Source organism: Ideonella sp. (assembly GCF_041287625.1).
Lineage (GTDB): Bacteria > Pseudomonadota > Gammaproteobacteria > Burkholderiales > Burkholderiaceae_C > Ideonella.
Window position 1 is genome coordinate 52,719 of sequence record NZ_JBGGNH010000007.1, and the last position, 18,675, is coordinate 71,393.

Consider the following 18,675-nt stretch of genomic DNA (forward strand, 5'->3'; position numbering starts at 1 on the left):
TGAGCTTGTCGGGGCGTAGCGCAGCCTGGTAGCGCATCTGGTTTGGGACCAGAGGGTCGCGAGTTCGAATCCCGCCGCCCCGACCAAAAAACAGCCAAGGGCCACATGCATTTGCATGTGGCCCTTTTGCTTTGTGGGTGCCTGATCAGCAGCGCAGCTTCAGCTGCCCGCCTTGTTCGGGTCACGCCAGGCGCGCTCGAAAGGCAGCCGCCACGCATGTGGCGCAATCAGTTGGTGGATGGACTTCGGGCCCCAGGAGCCAGGGGGGTACAGCCGCACTGGCGGCGGCGCTTCCAGCAAATGGGTGGACACCTGCCACAGCCGCTCAATGCCTTCTGCGGTGTTGAACAAGGTGTGGTCGCCGCGCATCGCGTCCAGGATCAGCCGCTCGTAGGCTTCCAGCACATCGCCCAGCATGCCGGTGTCGTGCATCGCGAACTGCAGGCTCAGCTTGTCCAGCCGCATGCCCGGCCCGGGGCGCTTGCCGTAGAACGACAGCGACATCTTCGACGCATCGGCCAGGTCGAAGGTGAGGTGGTCCGGCCCCTGCGCGCCCACGCCGGAGCCGGGCGGGAACATGCTCTTGGGCGGCTCGCGAAAGGCGATGGAGATGATGCGCTGGCCCTCGGCCATGCGCTTGCCGGTGCGCAGGAAAAACGGCACGCCGGCCCAGCGCCAGTTGTCGATGAAGCACTTCAGCGCGATGAAGGTCTCGGTCTCGCTGATCGGGTCCACGCCTTCTTCCTGCCGGTAACCGGCGTACTGGCCACGCACCACGTGCTCGGGCTGGATCGGCAGCATGCTGCGGAAGACCTTGTTCTTCTCTTCGCTGATGGGCGCCGGCTCCAGCGCGGTGGGCGGCTCCATCGCCATGAAGGCCAGGATCTGGAACAGGTGCGTGACCACCATGTCGCGGTAGGCGCCGGTCTGCTCGTAGAAGCCCGAGCGCTGGCCCAGGCCCAGCGTCTCAGGCACGTCGATCTGCACGTGGTCGATGAAGTTGCGGTTCCAGATCGGCTCGAACAAGCCGTTGGCAAAGCGGAAGGCGAGGATGTTCTGCGCCGGCTCCTTGCCGAGGAAATGGTCGATGCGGAAGATCTGCTCTTCGGCGAACACCTCGTGCAGCTGGCTGTTGAGCGAGACAGCGCTGGCCAGGTCCACGCCAAACGGCTTTTCCATCACGATGCGCGAGCGCTCTACCAGCCCGGCCTGGCCCAGCATGCGCACGGCCGACAGCGCGGCACTCGGCGGCACGCTGAGGTAGTGCAGCCGGCGCGACTCCACGCCCATGACCTCTTCGGCCCGCGCCACCGCGGCCTGCAGCGCTGCTGCACCGTCGGCCAGCGCCACGTAGTCCAGGTTGCCGGCGAAGGCCTGCCAGTCCGCATCGCTCACGCGACGGCTGCCAAATTCGTCGAGCGCCTTGCGGGCCAGTTGGCGGAAGCCATCGGCATCCATCTGGTCGAGCGACACGCCGACGATGCGGCAGCTCGGGATGAGGCCGGCATTGCACAGGTGATAAAGCCCGGGCAGCAGCTTGCGCCGCGCCAGGTCGCCACTGGCGCCAAACAGCACCACCACCTGCCCGAATTGCGGGCCGACACCAGGATGAATCTTGGCCAAGGGCAGGTCTCCGGTCAGCGGGACGGTGTCCCGGGTTGTGGTTCATCCATTGCTTGCAAGTCGCGGGCCGGCCCCCGCCTTAGAATGCGCGGCTTCACACTGCCCGTAGCTCAACTGGATAGAGCAGCTGCCTTCTAAGCAGCAGGTCGGGGGTTCGAGTCCCTCCGGGCAGGCCATCTTGTTCAAGGCAGCCTGGCAGCACGCGCTACTTGCGCTTGTACTGTGTGGCGCCGAAGAGCACTTCGCGCGCCTTGTCGTCGGTGACCGGTTTGCGCCGGTCGGCCAGCACTTCCACGCCGCGCTTGACGGCAGGTCGCTTGGCCACCTCGTCGAACCAGCCCTTGAGGTGCGGGAAGTCGTTCCAGTCAATGCCCTGGTTCTTCCACGAGCGCAGCCAGGGGAAGACGGCGATGTCGGCGATGCTGTATTCCTTGCCGCCGAGGTAGCGAGAGTTGGCCAGGCGCTTGTCCATCACGCCGTAAAGCCGCTTGGCTTCGTTGGTGTAGCGGTCCACCGCGTAGGCGATCTTCTCGGGCGCGTAGACGCGGAAGTGATGGGCCTGGCCCAGCATGGGGCCCACGCCGCCCATCTGGAACATCAGCCACTCCAGCACCTCGTACTTGGCATGCGTGCTGGCGGGCAGGAAGCGGCCGGTCTTGCCGGCGAGGTAGAGCAGGATGGCGCCGGATTCGAACAGCGAGATCGGCTTGCCGTCCGGGCCGTCCGGGTCGACCAGCGCGGGGATCTTGTTGTTCGGGCTGAGGGCCAGGAACTTGGGCAGGAACTGGTCACCGGCGCCGATGTCGATCGGGATGGCGCGGTACTTCAGACCGCACTCCTCCAGCATGATGTGGACCTTGTGCCCGTTGGGGGTGGGCCACGAATACACTTCAATCATGAGCGCGTCTCCTCGGGCGGTATCAGCCTGAACGCACTCTAATCCAAAGCATGGGCAGGACGCTTCGGCAATGGCTTCTCGGCGGCGCTTCCGGTGCCGAGAAAGCTGTCAAACAATGGTGCGCCAGCGAGGGCCTGGTGCTCAAGCTCACGCACGAGCGCGACGGCTTCGTGATCGAGCCGGCGCGTGAGGGCTTGCCGCTGCGCATCGAATGGGGACCGTCGCAGCGGCCTTACCTCAGCGGCATGGAGCTGCGCCTGCGAGGCGAGACTGGGATCGAGCCGCATGTCTACGGCGCGCTCATGCCGCAGGGCCAACTCGAAACACTGGAGCGCGCGCTGTTCGAGCAGTCCACCGACAGCGTGCAGACCCGCTTCGACGGCGAGATGCCGGAGGAAATGCGCTGGCTGGCGATGGGCGAGCGGCTGGATGCAACGCAGCTCGGGCCGCTGCGCGGCGACTTCGCCGGCGTGGCCAATCAAGCGCAATGGATGGCCGAATGGCTGGCCGGACCGACGGGTGACGCGTTGCACGGCTGGGCCCAGGCGGAGCTGCAGCGGCTGGCCGCAACGGCCCGCAAGCCCGGCTCGCGCGAGAAGCCGGCAGCGCTGGGCTGGGCCTTGCTGGTGCACCGCAGCCGCCTGGTCTGGCGGCAGTCTTTGGCAGCGCCGGATGCGGCGGCCATCGCCTCAGCGCGTCGGGCGTTCCAGGTGGCACTGCTCGGGGCACGAGGCTTTGCCTCGCATCCCTTGCCCAGCCAGATGGACACCGGCCAGACGGACCCGGCGAGCCAGCAAGGCCCCGCCAGCGATCCGCCAGCGGAGGATTGAACACCCGGCGGCAGGCTGCCGCCGGTGGCCACATCACACGCGGTACTTGCCCAGCTCGACCTTGGCAATCGCGTTGCGGTGCACTTCGTCCGGGCCGTCGGCAAAGCGCAGCGTGCGGGCACCGGCGTAGTAGCTGGCCAGCGGGAAGTCCTGCGACATGCCGGCAGCGCCATACACCTGCATGGCCCAGTCGATGACCTGGCAGGCCATGTTGGGCGCGACGACCTTGATCATCGCGATCTCGGCCTTGGCGGTCTTGTTGCCGGCCACGTCCATCATCCACGCCGCTTTCAGCGTCAACAGCCTGGCCTGCTCGATCATGCAGCGGGCCTCGGCAATGCGCTCCTGCGTCACGCCTTGCTGGGCCAGCGTCTTGCCAAAGGCGATGCGGCTGCTGGCGCGCTTGCACATCAGTTCGAGCGAGCGCTCGGCCAGGCCGATCAGGCGCATGCAGTGGTGGATGCGGCCCGGGCCGAGGCGGCCCTGGGCGATCTCGAAGCCGCGGCCTTCGCCCAGCAGGATGTTGCTGGCCGGCACGCGCACGTTCTGGAAGTCGATCTCCATGTGGCCGTGCGGCGCGTCGTCATAGCCCATCACGCTCAGCGCGCGCATGACCTTCACGCCGGGTGCATCCATCGGCACCAGCACCATGGACTGCTGCGAATGGCGCGGCGCGTCGGGGTCGGTCTTGCCCATGAAGATCAGCACCTTGCAACGTGGGTCGCCCGCGCCGCTGGTCCACCACTTGCGGCCGTTGATGACGTATTCGTCGCCCCCCGTGCCCGTCACCCTTTCGATGCGGGCTTCGATGTTGGTCGCGTCCGACGATGCCACCGCCGGCTCGGTCATCGCGAAGCCGGAGCGGATCTCGCCGGCCAGCAGCGGCTTGAGCCAGCGTTCCTTGTGCTCGGCGCTGCCGTAGCGCACCAACACTTCCATGTTGCCGGTGTCCGGTGCCGAGCAGTTGAAGACTTCGCTGGCCCAGGGCACGCGGCCCATGATCTCCGCCAGCGGCGCGTATTCCTGGTTCAGCAGGCCGGCGCCCAGTTCGCTCTCGGGCAGGAACAGGTTCCATAGCCCGGCGGCGCGCGCCTTGGGTTTCAGTTCCTCGATGACGGGCAGGGGCGTCCAGCGCTTTCCTGCCTGCGTGTTGGCCTCCAGCTCGGTCCCGTAGCGGGCTTCGTTGGGGTAGACGTGCTGGTCCATGAACGCCGAGACGGCGTCTCTCAGCTCCTGGGTGCGCGGGGAATAAGCGAAGTCCATGCGGTCTCCTTTGATGGCGCCGATGGCGCTTAGCGGTGCGAGAAAACAGAAGTGAAGGTGATGCCGGCCGGGGCCGGCTCAGGCCTTGGCGGCGAAGCCCCAGGCGAGCGCGGCGAGCTGCGGTGCGGCAGCGCCGTTGGCACGCGCCTGTTCGCTGGCAGCGGTGCCCATCTCCACCCGCTTGGCAATGCCTTGCACGATGGCAGCCAGGCGGAACAGGTTGTAGGCCAGGTAGAAGTTCCAGTCGCGGACCACGGCTTCAGGATCGGCGCGGCCGGTGCGCTCGCAGTAGCGGCGCACGTACTCGCGCTCGGACGGGATGCCCAAGGCCGCGTGGTCCAGCCCGGCAATGCCGCGGAAGGTGCCGGGCGGGATGTGCCAGGCCATGCAGTGGTAGCTGAAGTCGGCCAGCGGATGGCCGATGGTTGAGAGCTCCCAGTCCAGCACCGCTTTCACGCGCGGCTGGGCGGTGTCGAAGATCAGGTTGTCGAGCCGGAAGTCGCCATGCACGATGGACACTTCCGCCGCGTCGCGCGCGCTGTCCGGGATGTTGGCCGGCAGCCATTCGAGCAGGCGGTTCATCGCCGGAATGTCCTGCGTGATCGAAGCCTGGTACTGCTTGCTCCAGCGGCCGATCTGCCGCTCGAAGTAGTTGCCTGGTTTGCCGTAATCGGACAGTCCGACGGCGCCCACGTCCACGCTGTGCAGCGCGGCGATCACGCGGTTCATCTCGTCATAGACCTCGCCGCGCTGGTCCGGCGAAAGGTCGGGCAGGGCCTGGTCCCACATCACGCGGCCATCCATGCACGCCATCACGTAGAAGGCGCGGCCGATCACCGCTTCGTCCTCGCACAGCAGGTGCATCTCGGCGACCGGCACCGCACTGCCGTGCAGCGCCTTCATCACGCGGAACTCGCGCTCGATGGCATGCGCCTGCGGCAGCAGCTTCACCGCCGGGCCGGGCTTGGAGCGCATCACATACGCGCGCTGCGGCGTGATCAGCTTGTAGGTCGGGTTCGACTGGCCGCCCTTGAACTGCTCGACCGTCAGCGGCCCGGCAAAGCCCGGCAGGTGTTGCGCCAGGTGCGCTTCGAGCGCGCCGACGTCGAACTGGTGGCTGGCCGCGACCGGCTTGGTGCCGATGTTGTGTTGGAGGTCCATGCGTTGTTCATCCCTGCGCCGCAGGACGAACCCGGACGCTCAGCGTTGCGCTGCAGCCAGCAGCTTGTCCCTGTGCAGCACGACCAGGCGCGTGGGTTCCACCCGCAGCACGCCCTCGCGTTCCAGTTCCTTCAGTTCCTGGTTGACCCGCTGGCGCGACGCGCCCAGCAGTTGCGCCAGGTCTTCCTGCGCCAGTTGCAGCCCGATGCGGATCTCCTCGCCTTGTGCGATGCCGTAGCTGTTGGCCAGCAGCAGCAGCTGCTTGGCCAGGCGTGCGGAGAGCGGCCGGGTGTTGAGGTCCTCGAACAGGTTGAACATCAGCCGCAGGCGGCGACAGTTCAGGCGCAGCAGCGCTTCGTACAACTCCGTGTGCTGCGACAGCAGCTCCTTGAAATCCGCCTTGGTGATGCCGACCAGCGTGGTCGCGCCATGGACCGTGGCGTCGTGGGTGCGCGGCAGGCCATCGAACAGCGCGATGTCGCCGAACCAGGTGCCCGGCTCGACGTAGGTCAGCGAGACCTGCTTGCCGGACAGCGACACCGTGCTGACCCGCACTGCACCCTTGGCCACGCCGACCCAGTCTTCGGCCGGCCCGCCGCGCGCGGCGAGCGGTGTGCCGTCCTGCAATCGCCGCACAAAGGCTCGCGCCATGATGGCGGAGCGCAGACTGTGCGAGAGCGAGGAAAACCATGAAGCTGAATCAATGTTGTGGCGCTCTTCGATTGTAAGAATGGGGGTATTCATCATTTGTCCCTCACGTGACAACGGCGACATGATCGTTGTCGGTATTGTCCATGTTGCGGTTTCCCCTGGGCACCGCGTCACCACGGAGACAAACGAATGAACTCACGTCCGGAAACCCTGAAGCCCGCCTGCAGCGAAGCGGAATGGCAGGCCCGCGTGGACCTGGCCGCCGCCTACCGGCTGGTCGCGCTGTTCCACTGGGATGACCTGGTCTTCACCCACATCAGCGCCCGCGTGCCTGGGGAAGACAACGCCTTCCTGATCAACCCATACGGCATGCTGTTCGAGGAGATCACCGCCAGCAGCCTGGTCAAGGTGGACCACGAAGGCAACAAGCTGGGTGACTCGCCATACCCGGTCAACCCGGCAGGCTTCACCATCCACAGTGCCGTGCACGCGGTCCGCCATGAGGTCGGCTGCGTGCTGCACACGCATACCCTGAATGGTATTGCAGTCTCAGCGCAGGCCGAGGGTTTGCTGCCGCTGTCTCAGCAGTCCATCTTCGTGCTCGGCAGCCTGGGTTACCACGACTATGAAGGCGTGGCGCTGCGCGACGACGAGAAGCCGCGGTTGGTGCGCGACCTGGGCGAGAACAGCTTCCTGATGTTGCGCAACCATGGCCTGCTGACGGTGGGCAGGACGATTGCTGATGCCTTCCAGGCGATGTACCTGTTCGAGACCACCTGTGCGATCCAGGTGCGTGCGCAAGCCGGCGGCGGCAGCCTGGTGCACGTGGCGCCAGAGATCATCGCGACTGCACGCCAGCAGGCCGCGCAGGTCACGCGCAGCATGGGCAGCCGGCTGATCTGGCCCGGCCTGCTGCGCCGCCTTGATCGCCAGATGCCCGGCTACGGAGATTGAGCCCCCGGTTCGCCGAGTACGGCCAACCACCCGCCGGGCGGCTTGCGCAGTTGCTTGGGGCGGCCCGGCGCCGGCTGCGTGGTTGTGGTTCAGACCGGCTGGCCGGTGTACTGCAGCAGCAGCTTTTCCATCGTCGTCAGCCGCTCGCGTTCCTGCAGCCATTGGGTGGGCGCGAGGTTGATGGCGCGTACCACGATGTCCTGGGGGCCGATGTCCAGCACATTGATGCAGCCCGGTGCCTGCTCCAGCCGACCGAAGAAGGTGCGCTGCCCACACAGGGCGCGCGACAGCAACCCGCGGTTCACGGCGCCGTGCAGCACCAGCAGCAAGGTCTGCCAGCCGCTGTCTGCCAGCAGTTCATCGAAGGCTGGCAGGATGCGGTCCAGCAGCTCGCCCACGGTCTCGCCGCCGAGGAAGCGGTGCTGCTCGATCTGCGGGTCGTTGTTGAACAGCTCGGTGAAGGCCGCGTGCAGTTCGTCGCGCGGAATGTTTTCCAGCCGGCCGGGGCGGATTTCCTGCAGCCGCGTGTCGACAACCGGCGTGATGGACTGGCCGGCCGCGGCCAGCACGCGTTGAGCGGTTTCGCGCGTGCGCGGCAGGCCGCTGACCAGCACCCGGTCGAAGCGCACGCCAGCCCCGCCGAACAAGCGGCCCGCGGCGTCCGCCTGGGCCCGGCCGGTGGCGCTCAGTGGCACGGTGTGCGGGTCCAGCGGCGAGCCGTCGGCCAGGAAGTAGTCCACCGAGCCGTGGCGCATCAGGTAGAGGCGCCGGCGGGCAGGCGGGGTGAAGGCGGGCAGGGCGATGGGCATGAGGGCGATGGGTGACGAGCGGCGACGGACGCTCAGCGGAACTCGGGTTTGCGCTTGGCCTGGAAAGCGGCAATGCCTTCGCCGCCGTTGTCGTGGAACAGGTTGGCAACGAACTCGCGCTTCTCGGCTTCCATCTGCTCGCGCAAGCGCCGTGCCGGCGCCTGTTGCACCAGTTCCTTGCTGCTGGCGACTGCGTTGGGCGCCATGCCGGCCAATTGGCGGGCCAATGCCAGGGCCGCGGCCAGGGCCTGGCCCTTTTCGGTCAGGCGGTTGACGAGGCCCAGCGCATGCAGCCGCTGCGCGCTGATGGGCTCGGCCAGCCACATCAACTCCAGCGCCAGCGCACGTGGCAACGCACGGGCAAGGTGCCAGCTGGCACCACCGTCGGGCGACAAGCCCAGCTTGGCATAGGACATCACGAAACGTGCATCGCTGGCGGCCACGATCAGGTCGCAGGCCAGCGCCAGCGCCATGCCGCCACCGGCTGCAAAGCCCTCGACCGCGGCAATCACCGGCTTGGGGAAATGCCCCAGTGCCTCGACCAGGCCGCAAAACTGCTCGATGGATTCGGCCTGCAGTTGCGGCGGCCGTTCGCGTGCGCTGGCAATCCGGTTCAGGTCGCCGCCGGCGCAGAAATGTTCACCATCCCCCCGAATGATGACGGCGCGCAGCGTGGCATCGTCGGCGGCCACGTTCAGCGCCTCGACGCCGGCCGAGTAGACCTGGGGCGACAAAGTGTTGCGCGTCGCCGGGTCGCTCAGCGTCAGCACCAGGGTGTCGCCTTCACGCTGGGTCAGCAATTCGGACGGCATGGAATCTCCATTGGGTTTTTGAATCTACGAAACTGGAAAAGCCGGAGCGGCAGGTTTTCGTTTTTGTTAAGCGCCGGCCGGCGGACACGAGGCGTTGCAAATGCCAACTATTCCCGCAGATTCTGGCATCTGTGATGTTGCAGTGGTGTGTGCAGCACAGTGCGGGCGAGCCCCGAGAAGATGAGGGGAACCCTGCGTGATAGAGTCAAAAACAACTCGATACGCCGCAGGCATGACAAGAAAAAGAGTCCCCGCGCTCCTGTGCCTTTGCACGCTGTCGGCCAGCCTGTCTGCCCACGGCGCCAGCTTCGGCACCCCGGCCTTCCAGGCAGTGATGGGCCAGCCACTTCAACTGCTGCTGCCCCTGACGCTGGAAGACGAAGAGGCGACTGTCGCCGATTGCATCAGCGCCGAAGTGCTGTCCGGTGACCGGCGCCTGCCGGACGCTGAAGTGCGGGTCCAGGTACAGGCCCAGCCTGCCGTTGTCAGCCAGGCCGGCCGCCAGCAATGGCTGGCCCGCATCACCACCACCTCGCCGGTCGAAGAACCGGTGCTGCAGGTGCGTGTCACGGCCGGCTGCAAGAGCCGCTTCACGCGCCAGTTCACCGCATTGGCCGACCCACCGCTGGGCCTCCCGACCGCTGCCGGCACGGCGCCGGTGCGGCTGCCTTCCGCGGTGTCCGCCACAAGCTTGCCGCCCGCATCCACCGCGGCGGCTTTGCGTTCCCCGTCCGCCAGCCGCAGTGCCGCGGCCGAGCCGGGTGCCAAGCCACGCACGCCCAAGGGCCCGCGGCGCGAGCGCGCGGCCGCGCCACGCGAGCGGCAAAACGATGCGGCAGGCGGGGGCCGCGCTGGCGCAGCCCAGCGGGTGCCCGGCGTGGACCAAGGAGGTGCCCGCTTGCAGCTGGAAGTGGCCAGCGGTGGCCCGATGTTGAAGATGGACATCGAAGAACCCGTCTTCATGGGCGAGGCCGCGGGCGCTGCAGCATTGGCCCTGCCCGGGGCCGCAGCCGGCAGCGCGCCAGGCGACGGCACGACCCAACTGACCCAGTTGCAAGCCGCCATTGCCGCGCTGCAGGGCAACAGCAAGGCCATGGCAACGGATAACCAGGCCTTGCGCGAGCGCCTGCAGGGCGCGGAGAAGCGGGCCGCCTGGCTGCCGTGGCTGGCTGGGCTGCTGCTGTTGAGCGCCGGCGGCGCGCTGCTGCTGTGGCGCCGCTCGCGGGCTTTGGCCCTGGGGCCGGAATGGTGGTCGCCATCGCGCACCGACGAGCCTTTGCCAGCCCCGGTGCCACCAGCCGCCGGCCCAACCGAAACTGCTGCCTCGCTGGACGAGCCCACGGCCGAGCCAGGCCAGGCGCCGCCGCAGGCCTGGCGCCCGGCCCAGGGCCACGCGCTGGCGCTGGATGGCCATGCCGATGCGGCCTCCGAGCCCGGCTTGCCCGGGACCGATGGCATCAACCCGCCGACCGCACCCGGCCCCTGGTCGATGCCCACGCCTGCGATGGCCACGGCCACTGCGGCGGCGGTGGCTGCCACCATCCAGTCCGGCCGCACCGCGCCTTTTGGACCGCTGGTGCAGGCCCAGGAAGCGCCGCGCGAGGTGTCGGTAGAGGAGTTGCTGGACCTGGAGCAGCAGGCGGACTTCTTCATCGCGCTGGGCCAGGAGGATGCCGCCATCGACCTGCTGATGTCCTACCTGCGCAGCACTGGCGGGCAAAGCCCTGTGCCATACACCAAGCTGCTGGAGATCTATCGCCGCCAGGGCGACCGCAGCGCCTATGAGCGCATCCGCGCCCGTTTCAACCGCCGCTTCAACGCCTATGCGCCCGACTGGGACATGGGCCCGCTTTACGGCCGGGTGCTGGAAGACTATCCCTACGCGGTGCAGGAGCTGGAAACCGCCTGGCCCTCGCCTCTGGACGCGATGGCGGTGCTCGAAGGCATGCTGTTCCGCAAGGACGAGACGCAGGACCTTTTCGACCTGCCGGCTTACAAGGACCTGCTGCTGATGTACGCGATTGCCCGCGACCTGCTGCAGCAGGGTGGCGGCAAGACCGACGAGGTGGACCTGCTGCTGCCGCTGGGTGATTTTGGTGGCCCGGCAGGCCTGGTTGGCGGGCCGGTAGGGAGCTTCCTGAGCGACGAAGATCGGGCGGAAGATCTCGATCTGGTGCTGGAAGACGCACCGGACAGTCTGCTGACCCACTTCGAGTTCAACCCGGTACTGCCGGACAGCGAGCCAATGTCGCTGGATGGGCGGCAAGCGCCTGCAGCGCCTGCCGCCTCCGCCCCTCGCAAACCCAGGTTCTAAAGCCCTTGCAGGCGCGCGAGCGCGGCCTGCAGCGTGGCCTCCTGCTTGGCAAAGCAGAAGCGGATGATGCGCTGGTCGGTCGGCTGCTCATGGAAGGCCGACAGCGGGATGGCCGCCACGCCGATCTCCTCGGTCAACCAGCGGCAGAAGGCATCGTCTTCCAGCTCGCTGATGCGCGAGTAGTCCACGCACTGGAAATAGGTGCCTTCGCAAGGCAGCAGCCTGAACTTGGTCGGCGCCAGGCCGGCGCGAAACAGATCACGCTTGGCCTGGTAGAAGTCGGGCAGGTCCAGGTAGGGCGCCGGGTTGGCCAGGTATTGCGCGAGGCCTTGCTGCATCGGTGTGTTGACGGTGAACACGTTGAACTGGTGCACCTTGCGGAACTCGGCCATCAGTTCGGGCGGCGCGGCCACGTAGCCAACCTTCCAGCCGGTGACATGGAAGGTCTTGCCGAAGCTGGAAATGAGCAGCGAACGGGCGGCCAGTTCTGGGTCGCCGCAGACGCTGATGTGCGGCTGGCCGTCGAACACCATGTGCTCGTAGACCTCGTCCGAAATGACCAGCACGTTCGTGCCGCGCAGCAGGTCGCGCAGCTGGCGCCGCTCGTCGGCATTCCACACGGTGCCGCTGGGGTTGTGTGGCGTGTTGACCATGATCGCGCGGGTGCGCGGTGTCAGCGCCGCGGCCACGCGCGCCATGTCCACGTGCAGCGTCTTCGGGTCCAGCGGCACGCGCACGGTGGTCGCGCCGGCCAGGGTCAGCGCGGGCTCGTAGCTGTCGTAGCAGGGCTCCAGCACGATGACTTCGTCGCCCGGGTGCACCAGCGCCAGCACTGCCGTCAAGATGGCCTGGGTGGCGCCGGCGGTGATGGTGATCTCGCGGTCTGGGTCGTAGGACGCGCCGTGCAGCGACTCGATCTTGCCGGCCACCGCTTCGCGCAGCGACATCAGGCCCGGCATTGGCGGGTACTGGTTGTGGCCGGCGCGCATCGCGGCGGCCACCGCGTCCACCAGCGCCGGGTCGCCCTGGAAGTCAGGAAAGCCCTGGCCGAGGTTGACTGCGCCGTGCTGCTGGGCGAGCGCGGACATGACCGTGAAGATCGTCGTGCCGACCTTGGGCAGTCGGGTGGTGACGGGCGGGGCGGCGAAGTCGCGGGTGATGGTCATGGGCAGTGACAGGGAAGGGCTCAGAGCTCGTAGGAATCGCCGGTGCTGTTCATGGCGCGTTCGATCAGCGGGCGGCTCAACCGGTCGGACAGCAGCTCGGCAAAACTCAGCACGAAGCCGCGCAGGTAGGCGCCACGGCGGAAGGCGACGCGGGTGGTGTTCTGGCCGAACAGGTAGCCGGCGGGGCGGCTGACCAGCTCGCCGCCGGCCGGCTCGCCGGCCATTGCCATCTCGGCGACGATGCCCACACCCAGGCCGGCGCGCACATAGGTCTTGATGACGTCCGAGTCGATGGCTTCGAGCGCGATGTTGGGTGTGAGGCGTCGCTGTGCAAAGGCATGGTCGATGCGCTTGCGGCCGGTGAAGGCCGGCTGGTAGGAGATCAGCGGCACCTCGGCCAGTTGCTCCAGCGTCAGCCGCTCGACCTGGGCCAGCGGATGGTCCTGCGGCATCACGATCACGTGCTGCCATTCGTAGGCGGGCAAGGTGACCAGTTCGTCGATGTCGGTCAGCGTTTCGGTCGCCAGGCCGATGTCGGCCGAGTCATCCAGCAGCATGCGCGCGACCTGCTCCGGCGAACCCTGGTGCAGGCTGATGACGACCTTGGGGAAGCGCTTGCGCAGCAGCATGATGGGCTCGGGCAGCACATAGCGCGCTTGCGTGTGCGTGGCCGCGATGGACAGCCGGCCGGCGTCCTGCTTGGAGAACTCCTCGCCGATGCGCTTCAGGTTGGCCACCTCGCGCAGGATGATCTCGACCGACTTGAGCACCTGCTGGCCCGGGTCGGTCACGCGCTTGAGGCGCTTGCCGTGGCGCACGAAGATGTCCACCCCCAGCTCTTCCTCCAGTTCCAGGATGGCCTTGGAAATGCCGGGCTGCGAGGTGTAGAGCGCCTTCGCGGTCTCGGTCAGGTTCAGGTTGCGGCGCACCGCCTCCTGGACGAATCGGAACTGGTGCAGGTTCATGCAGTCGTGTCGTCCGGAAGCAGGCGGGTCGGGTCAAGTGTCATCGCGAGCGCGGCCTGGGCCATGGCCTCGACCACCAGCGGCGATTCGCCAACGGCAGCATGCAGCCGCCACTGCACCTCGGGATGGGCCCGGCGCAGCGTGTCGACCTGCAGCGGCAGGTCCTTGCGCACATGGCCGCCAGCACCCAGAAAGAGCGGCAGCACATCCACTTCGGTGCAGCCCTGTGCCACCAGGGTGCGGCCACAGCCCGGCAGGTCCGGTGCCATGAATTCCAGGTAGGCCATGGCCACCTGCCAGCCGGGCAGCAGTTCGCGGCAGCGCGCGGCGCTGGCTTCCAGCGGGGCCGACCAGTTCGGGTCGCGTGCACCGTGGGCCATCAGGATCAGGCCACGCATGGCAGTCGCTTTCATCGGTAGCGCACCAGCCACCAGAAGGCGGCCAAGGACAAGCCAAGGTAGATCAGGCTGGGCACGGCGGCAGCGAGCCAGGGCGTCCAGTCGTGCAGCAGGCCCAGGTGGCCGACCACGTTATTCAGCAGCACGAAGCTGATGCCCAGCATGATGCCGCCGAAGACCTTCAGGCTGATGCCGCCGGCCCGCGCGTGCAGGTAGGCAAACGGCAGCGCCAGCGCCACCATCACGATGCAGGCAAAGGGGTAAAAGGCGCGTTTCCAGAACTGCAGCTCGTAGCGCTGAGAGGTCTGCTCCTGGTCGCTGAGGTGGCGGCTGTAGCGCCACAGGTCCAGCGTGGACATGCTGCCGATCGGCGAGATCGCTGCGGTCACCAGGCCGATGCCCAGCGTGGTGGGCCAGTCCAGCGTGGGCTTCTGTTCGGTTACCACCGGCATGCCCGAAGACGTGGGCCAGTGGGTGATCTGCACGTCCTGCAGGTGCCAGACCGAGCCGCCGCTGCGGCCCGAGCGCACCGTCTGGACCGTGGCGCTGCCGGCCTCGATGCGGCTGATCTGCCGGCCCTCGTCGTCGTGCTCGAAGATGCGCACTTCGCGCATGCGCCCGCCGGGTGCGCTGGACTCGACATTGATCGAGTAGCTGCGCTCGCCTTCGGGTGTGTTGCGGTGCTCCTTCAGCCACGCGCCGGCCTTGCCCACCGGCGCGCCGCCGCGCGGCTTGGCGCGCAGGTCCGACGCATGCTGTTCGCCCCAGGGCGCGACGTATTCGCCCGCCACAAAGGTCACCGCGCCCATCAGCAGGCCCAGCACCAGCAGCAAAGTCAGCGCTCGGCCAGGACCGAGTCCGCCGGTGCGCAGGATGGTGAACTCGGACGATTGCGCCAGCCGCGCCATGGCGTAGATGGTGCCGATCAGCACCGCGATCGGGCACAGCTCATAGAAGCGACCCGGCATGGACAGCAGCGCTGCCAGCGCGGCGCGTGGCATGGTGTAGCCATTGCGGCCGACGCGGGCGAGTTCATCGAGGAAGTCGATGAAATAGAACAGCGACATGAAGGCCAGTGCAACGAAGAACACCGACCACAGCACATCCTGGTACAGCAGCTTGCGGACCGTCTTCATGCGGCGCTCCCCGCCACCGGCGCGGCGCCGCCGGCATCACCGTTGCGCAGCTTGCGCAGGTGCACCACGGTTGCGTGGTCCCGCCACCAGATCAGCGCCAGCGCCAGGAACAGCGCCAGCCCGTGCAGCACGATCAGCGCCTGCACGGAAGGGATGCGGCCTGCCGAGACCCAGGCCTGGCTCAGGTTCACCAGGTTGAAATAGACCATGAAGGCCAGCAGGGCGAACAGCAGGTTCCAGTTGTTCGGCCGGCGCGGGTTGGTGGTGGCCGTGCCAATGCCCAGCAACAGCAGGTTGGCTGAACCCAGCAGCAGGCCCAGGCGCCAGACCAGCTCGCCCTGGTTGGCCAGGGTGAAGTTCTGCACCAGGTCCAGCGTATCGACGGCCTTGGGCGGCAGGGCTTGCGGCGCCGGCATGCGGCCGTTGTCGATCTGGGTGCGGAAATGATCGAAGTTCATGCGGGTGTGTTCACCGGTCTTGCCGTTTTGCTCGTTGCGGTGGCCCACGTCCAGCACCAGCTCACGTTCATCGCCGGTGCGCTCCACATGGCCGCTGTGTGCGGTGGTGACCGATTCGATGTCGTCCTTGCTGTTCAGCAGGAAGACATTGCGGGCGATGCTGCTGGTGTCGCCGTTGCGTTCGATGAAAAAGACCCGGCTGCCGTCGGACGATGACTGGAAGGCCCCCGGCGCCACGCGCGACAGGTCCGAGCGCTGCTCATAGCGCACCTTGAGCTCCAGCATCTGCCGGTTGCCCCAGGGCCAAACGCCCAGCACCAGCACGCCGATGCCCAGCATGCCGGGCAAGCCCATGCGCAGCACCGGGCGGATGAAACGCGCCAGCCCGATGCCGGCCGAGAACCAGATCGCCATCTCGCTTTCGCGGTACATGCGGCCCAGGCTCAGCACCACCGAGACGAACAGTGCCAGCGCCAGGATCAGCGGCAACTGGCCGATGGCGTTGTAGCCCAGCACCATCACGACATCCTGCGGCGACACCGCTCCGTTGGCCGCCAGGCCCAGGGTGCGGATCAGCATCATCGTGACGACGATGGTCAGGATGACCACCAACGTGGCCCCGAAGCTGCGCGCCAGTTCCTTGCGCACGGACGAATCGAATAACATTAAAAGCTCACCTTTTTCTCGGAACCGATTATGAACTTTCAAGCTCTTGCCATCGCCGAAGGCGGCGTGGGTGCCGTGGCCGCGGACGCATTGATCGTGGTCCTGCCGGCTGACGGCAAGGGCGGCAGCGGCGACAAGGCGCTGGATGGCTTGCTGGCGACCGCCGTGAAGCAAGGCGATTTCGAGCGCAAGGCCGGCCGCACCCTGTACCTGCACGGCGTGCCCGGCCTGAAGGCCCAGCGCGTGGTGCTGGCCGGTGCGCGCGACGCGTCCGCCAAGGCCTTCCGCGCCGCCGTGGCCGCTGGTCTGGCCGCGCTCAAGGGCCGTGCCGTCAAGCACCTGGCCGTGAACCTGTCTGGCGAAACCTTGGCCGACACCCATGCCGAAGCCCTGGTGCTGGCGCTGGAACAGGCCGCCTACAGCTACACCGCGACCAAGCCCAGCGCCGAAGCGGTGGCTGCACCGGCCAAGGTCTCGCTGCTGGCTGACAAAGCCCAGCTGCCGGCACTGAAGGCCGGCCTGGCGCGCGGCGAAGGCATTGCTGCCGGCATTGGCCTGGCCAAGGCCTGCGCCAACCTGCCGGCCAACATCTGCACGCCGACCTATCTTGGCGAAGAAGCCAAGCGCTTGGGCCGCGAGCATGGCCTGAAGGTCCAGGTGCTGGACCAGAAGGCGGTCGAGAAGCTGGGCATGGGCTCGTTCCTGTCGGTTTCGCGCGGCTCGCAGGAGCCGCTGCGCTTCATCGTCATGGAATACAACGGTGCGGCCAAGAAGGACGCGCCCATCGTGCTGGTCGGCAAGGGCATCACCTTCGACACCGGCGGCATCTCGCTGAAGCCTGCCGCCGACATGGACGAGATGAAGTTCGACATGTGCGGTGCTGCCAGCGTGCTGGGCACGATGCGCGCCGTCGCCGAGCTCAAGCCCAGGATCAACGTGGTGGCCCTGATCCCCACCTGCGAGAACATGCCCAGCGGCCTGGCCACCAAGCCGGGTGACGTGGTCACCAGCATGTCTGGCCAGACCATCGAGATCCTCAACACCGACGCCGAAGGCCGGCTGATCCTGTGTGACGCGCTGACCTACGCCGAGCGCTTCAAGCCAGCTGCCGTGGTCGACATTGCCACGCTGACTGGCGCCTGCGTCGTCGCGCTGGGCCACCACAACGCCGGTCTGTTCGCGTCCGACGAGGCACTCGCCGCTGACCTGCTGGCGGCTTCGGTCACCGCGCAGGACCCGGCCTGGCGCCTGCCGCTGGATGATGAGTACGACGAAGGCCTGAAGAGCAACTTCGCCGACATGGCCAACGTCGGCTCGCGTGCCGGCGGCGCCATCACCGCGGCCAAGTTCCTGCAGCGCTACACCGCGAAGTACCCGTGGGCCCACCTGGACATCGCTGGCGTGGCGCACCGCAGCGGCGCTGCCAAGGGCGCCACCGGCCGCCCGGTCGGCCTGCTGACGCACTTCGTGTTGGCGCGGGCTGCCAAGGCTTGACCCAGGTCGCCTTCCTCACCGGGGTCAGCGACAAGCTGGCCCTGGCGCTGCGCCTGCTTCGCAAGAAGCACCGCGAGGGCGCGCGGGTGGCCGTGTTCGGCCCGCCCGCGCTGCTCAACCGGCTGGACCAGGCGCTGTGGGCCGAGGACGCCTTGTCCTTCCTGCCGCACCTGCGCGTGCGCGGCGATGCGCCAGCCGACGTGCCGCTGGAGCTCACGCCGATCTGGCTGCTGGACCGCCCGGTGCCCGGCCTGCGCTGCGACAGCGCAATCAACCTCGGTGCCGACGAGCCGGGATGGCTGCAAGGCTTCGACAAGGTGGCCGAGCTGGTGGGCATCGAAGACGACGAACGCCTGGCCGGCCGGCGCCGCTGGAAGCACTACGAAACCAGCGGCTGCACGCTGAGTCATCACCCGCAGTGACCCTGGCGCTGCACATTGCGCTGCATTGGCATGCGGCTTGCGTGTGAATGCCGACCAAAGGGCTGCGCGCCAGGTTGATCCGGGGCAACCCGGAGCCTGCGCCGGGCGGAAACCAGGCCTTTTTGGAGTATCGTGTCTCGCCCGTTGAGAGCACTCAACTCACGTATCTCGACATATCTCTATACCGGAGGTTGGAACCTATGCAAGTCAAACTGAATGTGATCGTTGCGGCTGCGGCCGCCTTGCTCGCCGGCTCGGTCTACGCCGAGGACCTGGTGGTCAAGATCGGTCACGTCGGCCCCACCAGCGGCGGCATTGCCCACCTGGGCAAGGACAATGAAAACGGCGCACGCATGGCCATCGACGAGTTGAACGCCAAGGGCGTGAAGATCGGCGGCAAGACGGCCAAGTTCGAACTGCTGGCCGAAGACGATGCAGGCGACCCCAAGCAAGGCACGGCTGCGGCGCAGAAGCTGGTCGACTCCAAGGTCAATGGCGTGATCGGCCACCTGAACTCGGGCACCACCATCCCCGCGTCCAAGGTCTACTCCGACGCCGGCATCCCGCAGATCTCCCCGTCTGCCACCAACCCCAAGTACACCCGCCAAGGTTTCAAGACCGCCTTCCGCGTCGTGGCTGACGACGTGCACCTGGG

At 67.3% G+C, this 18,675-nt stretch carries 18 protein-coding genes and 2 tRNA genes; 8 read left to right on the forward strand and 12 right to left on the reverse strand.

Features of this window, described 5'->3' with window-relative positions; all coding sequences use genetic code 11:
- Nucleotides 1-9: 9 nt before the first annotated feature.
- Nucleotides 10-86, forward strand: a tRNA-Pro gene (locus tag ACAH41_RS01665).
- Between the two features lie 73 nt (nucleotides 87-159).
- Here the strand turns inward: ACAH41_RS01665 and zwf are convergent.
- Entirely contained in the window at nucleotides 160-1,623 is a 1,464-nt protein-coding gene (gene zwf / locus ACAH41_RS01670; RefSeq protein WP_325654887.1) for a glucose-6-phosphate dehydrogenase, read from the reverse strand.
- A 99-nt stretch (nucleotides 1,624-1,722) separates the two neighbouring features.
- Here zwf and ACAH41_RS01675 point away from each other — a divergent pair.
- A tRNA-Arg gene (locus ACAH41_RS01675) sits at nucleotides 1,723-1,799 on the forward strand.
- Nucleotides 1,800-1,828: 29 nt separating this feature from the next.
- On the opposite strand, the gene ACAH41_RS01680 is transcribed toward ACAH41_RS01675, so the two are convergent.
- A complete protein-coding gene (locus ACAH41_RS01680; protein ID WP_325654885.1) occupies nucleotides 1,829-2,521 on the reverse strand; it encodes a glutathione binding-like protein in 693 nt (230 codons plus the stop codon).
- Between the two features lie 50 nt (nucleotides 2,522-2,571).
- On the opposite strand from ACAH41_RS01680, the gene ACAH41_RS01685 reads away from it, so the two are divergent.
- Nucleotides 2,572-3,351 (forward strand): hypothetical protein, encoded by a 780-nt coding sequence (locus ACAH41_RS01685; protein ID WP_370538133.1) that lies wholly within the window; start codon nucleotides 2,572-2,574, stop codon nucleotides 3,349-3,351.
- 33 nt (nucleotides 3,352-3,384) lie between these two features.
- Here the strand turns inward: ACAH41_RS01685 and ACAH41_RS01690 are convergent, their stop codons facing one another.
- From ACAH41_RS01690 to ACAH41_RS01700, 3 genes are all read right to left on the reverse strand, one after another.
- Complete coding sequence (locus tag ACAH41_RS01690; RefSeq protein WP_325654882.1) at nucleotides 3,385-4,614, reverse strand: acyl-CoA dehydrogenase family protein; 1,230 nt, start codon at nucleotides 4,612-4,614, stop codon at nucleotides 3,385-3,387.
- 78 nt (nucleotides 4,615-4,692) lie between these two features.
- Complete coding sequence (locus tag ACAH41_RS01695; protein ID WP_325654881.1) at nucleotides 4,693-5,775, reverse strand: phosphotransferase family protein; 1,083 nt, start codon at nucleotides 5,773-5,775, stop codon at nucleotides 4,693-4,695.
- Nucleotides 5,776-5,814: 39 nt separating this feature from the next.
- Nucleotides 5,815-6,519 (reverse strand): Crp/Fnr family transcriptional regulator, encoded by a 705-nt coding sequence (locus ACAH41_RS01700; protein WP_325654879.1) that lies wholly within the window; start codon nucleotides 6,517-6,519, stop codon nucleotides 5,815-5,817.
- A gap of 96 nt (nucleotides 6,520-6,615) precedes the next feature.
- On the opposite strand from ACAH41_RS01700, the gene ACAH41_RS01705 reads away from it, so the two are divergent.
- Nucleotides 6,616-7,380: a class II aldolase/adducin family protein gene (locus ACAH41_RS01705; protein ID WP_325654877.1), complete on the forward strand. Its 765-nt coding sequence runs from the start codon at nucleotides 6,616-6,618 to the stop codon at nucleotides 7,378-7,380.
- Nucleotides 7,381-7,469: 89 nt separating this feature from the next.
- Here ACAH41_RS01705 and ACAH41_RS01710 read toward each other — a convergent pair whose 3' ends face one another.
- Together ACAH41_RS01710 and ACAH41_RS01715 are read right to left on the reverse strand one after the other, a co-directional pair.
- The gene (locus tag ACAH41_RS01710) at nucleotides 7,470-8,177 is read right to left on the reverse strand and encodes a histidine phosphatase family protein (RefSeq protein ID WP_370538136.1); all 708 of its coding nucleotides are present in this window, start codon (nucleotides 8,175-8,177) and stop codon (nucleotides 7,470-7,472) included.
- Between the two features lie 44 nt (nucleotides 8,178-8,221).
- A complete protein-coding gene (locus tag ACAH41_RS01715) occupies nucleotides 8,222-9,001 on the reverse strand; it encodes an oxepin-CoA hydrolase, alternative type (protein WP_325654874.1) in 780 nt (259 codons plus the stop codon).
- Between the two features lie 232 nt (nucleotides 9,002-9,233).
- On the opposite strand from ACAH41_RS01715, the gene ACAH41_RS01720 reads away from it, so the two are divergent.
- Nucleotides 9,234-11,315: a hypothetical protein gene (locus ACAH41_RS01720; RefSeq protein WP_325654872.1), complete on the forward strand. Its 2,082-nt coding sequence runs from the start codon at nucleotides 9,234-9,236 to the stop codon at nucleotides 11,313-11,315.
- On the opposite strand, the gene ACAH41_RS01725 is transcribed toward ACAH41_RS01720, so the two are convergent.
- From ACAH41_RS01725 to lptF, 5 genes are read right to left on the reverse strand one after another with little or no spacing between them, the layout of a single operon-like run.
- Complete coding sequence (locus ACAH41_RS01725; protein ID WP_325654870.1) at nucleotides 11,312-12,481, reverse strand: pyridoxal phosphate-dependent aminotransferase; 1,170 nt, start codon at nucleotides 12,479-12,481, stop codon at nucleotides 11,312-11,314. The two genes, ACAH41_RS01720 and ACAH41_RS01725, sit on opposite strands and share 4 nt — an antisense overlap.
- A 20-nt stretch (nucleotides 12,482-12,501) precedes the next feature.
- Nucleotides 12,502-13,446 (reverse strand): CysB family HTH-type transcriptional regulator, encoded by a 945-nt coding sequence (locus tag ACAH41_RS01730; RefSeq protein ID WP_141289300.1) that lies wholly within the window; start codon nucleotides 13,444-13,446, stop codon nucleotides 12,502-12,504.
- Complete coding sequence (locus ACAH41_RS01735) at nucleotides 13,443-13,859, reverse strand: CbiX/SirB N-terminal domain-containing protein (protein WP_325654868.1); 417 nt, start codon at nucleotides 13,857-13,859, stop codon at nucleotides 13,443-13,445. Before ACAH41_RS01735 ends, ACAH41_RS01730 begins: the two co-directional genes overlap by 4 nt.
- The gene (lptG, locus tag ACAH41_RS01740; RefSeq protein ID WP_325654866.1) at nucleotides 13,856-14,980 is read right to left on the reverse strand and encodes an LPS export ABC transporter permease LptG; all 1,125 of its coding nucleotides are present in this window, start codon (nucleotides 14,978-14,980) and stop codon (nucleotides 13,856-13,858) included. Before lptG ends, ACAH41_RS01735 begins: the two co-directional genes overlap by 4 nt.
- Complete coding sequence (gene lptF / locus ACAH41_RS01745) at nucleotides 14,977-16,104, reverse strand: LPS export ABC transporter permease LptF (RefSeq protein WP_325654865.1); 1,128 nt, start codon at nucleotides 16,102-16,104, stop codon at nucleotides 14,977-14,979. Before lptF ends, lptG begins: the two co-directional genes overlap by 4 nt.
- Before the next feature lie 30 nt (nucleotides 16,105-16,134).
- On the opposite strand from lptF, the gene ACAH41_RS01750 reads away from it, so the two are divergent.
- The 3 genes from ACAH41_RS01750 to ACAH41_RS01760 form a co-directional block, all read left to right on the forward strand.
- Entirely contained in the window at nucleotides 16,135-17,598 is a 1,464-nt protein-coding gene (locus ACAH41_RS01750) for a leucyl aminopeptidase (RefSeq protein ID WP_325654863.1), read from the forward strand.
- Nucleotides 17,595-18,020: a DNA polymerase III subunit chi gene (locus tag ACAH41_RS01755; RefSeq protein WP_325654861.1), complete on the forward strand. Its 426-nt coding sequence runs from the start codon at nucleotides 17,595-17,597 to the stop codon at nucleotides 18,018-18,020. Before ACAH41_RS01750 ends, ACAH41_RS01755 begins: the two co-directional genes overlap by 4 nt.
- A gap of 200 nt (nucleotides 18,021-18,220) precedes the next feature.
- Nucleotides 18,221-18,675, forward strand: a 455-nt coding sequence (locus ACAH41_RS01760; RefSeq protein ID WP_370538134.1) for a branched-chain amino acid ABC transporter substrate-binding protein, incomplete at its 3' end; no start/stop codon positions are given.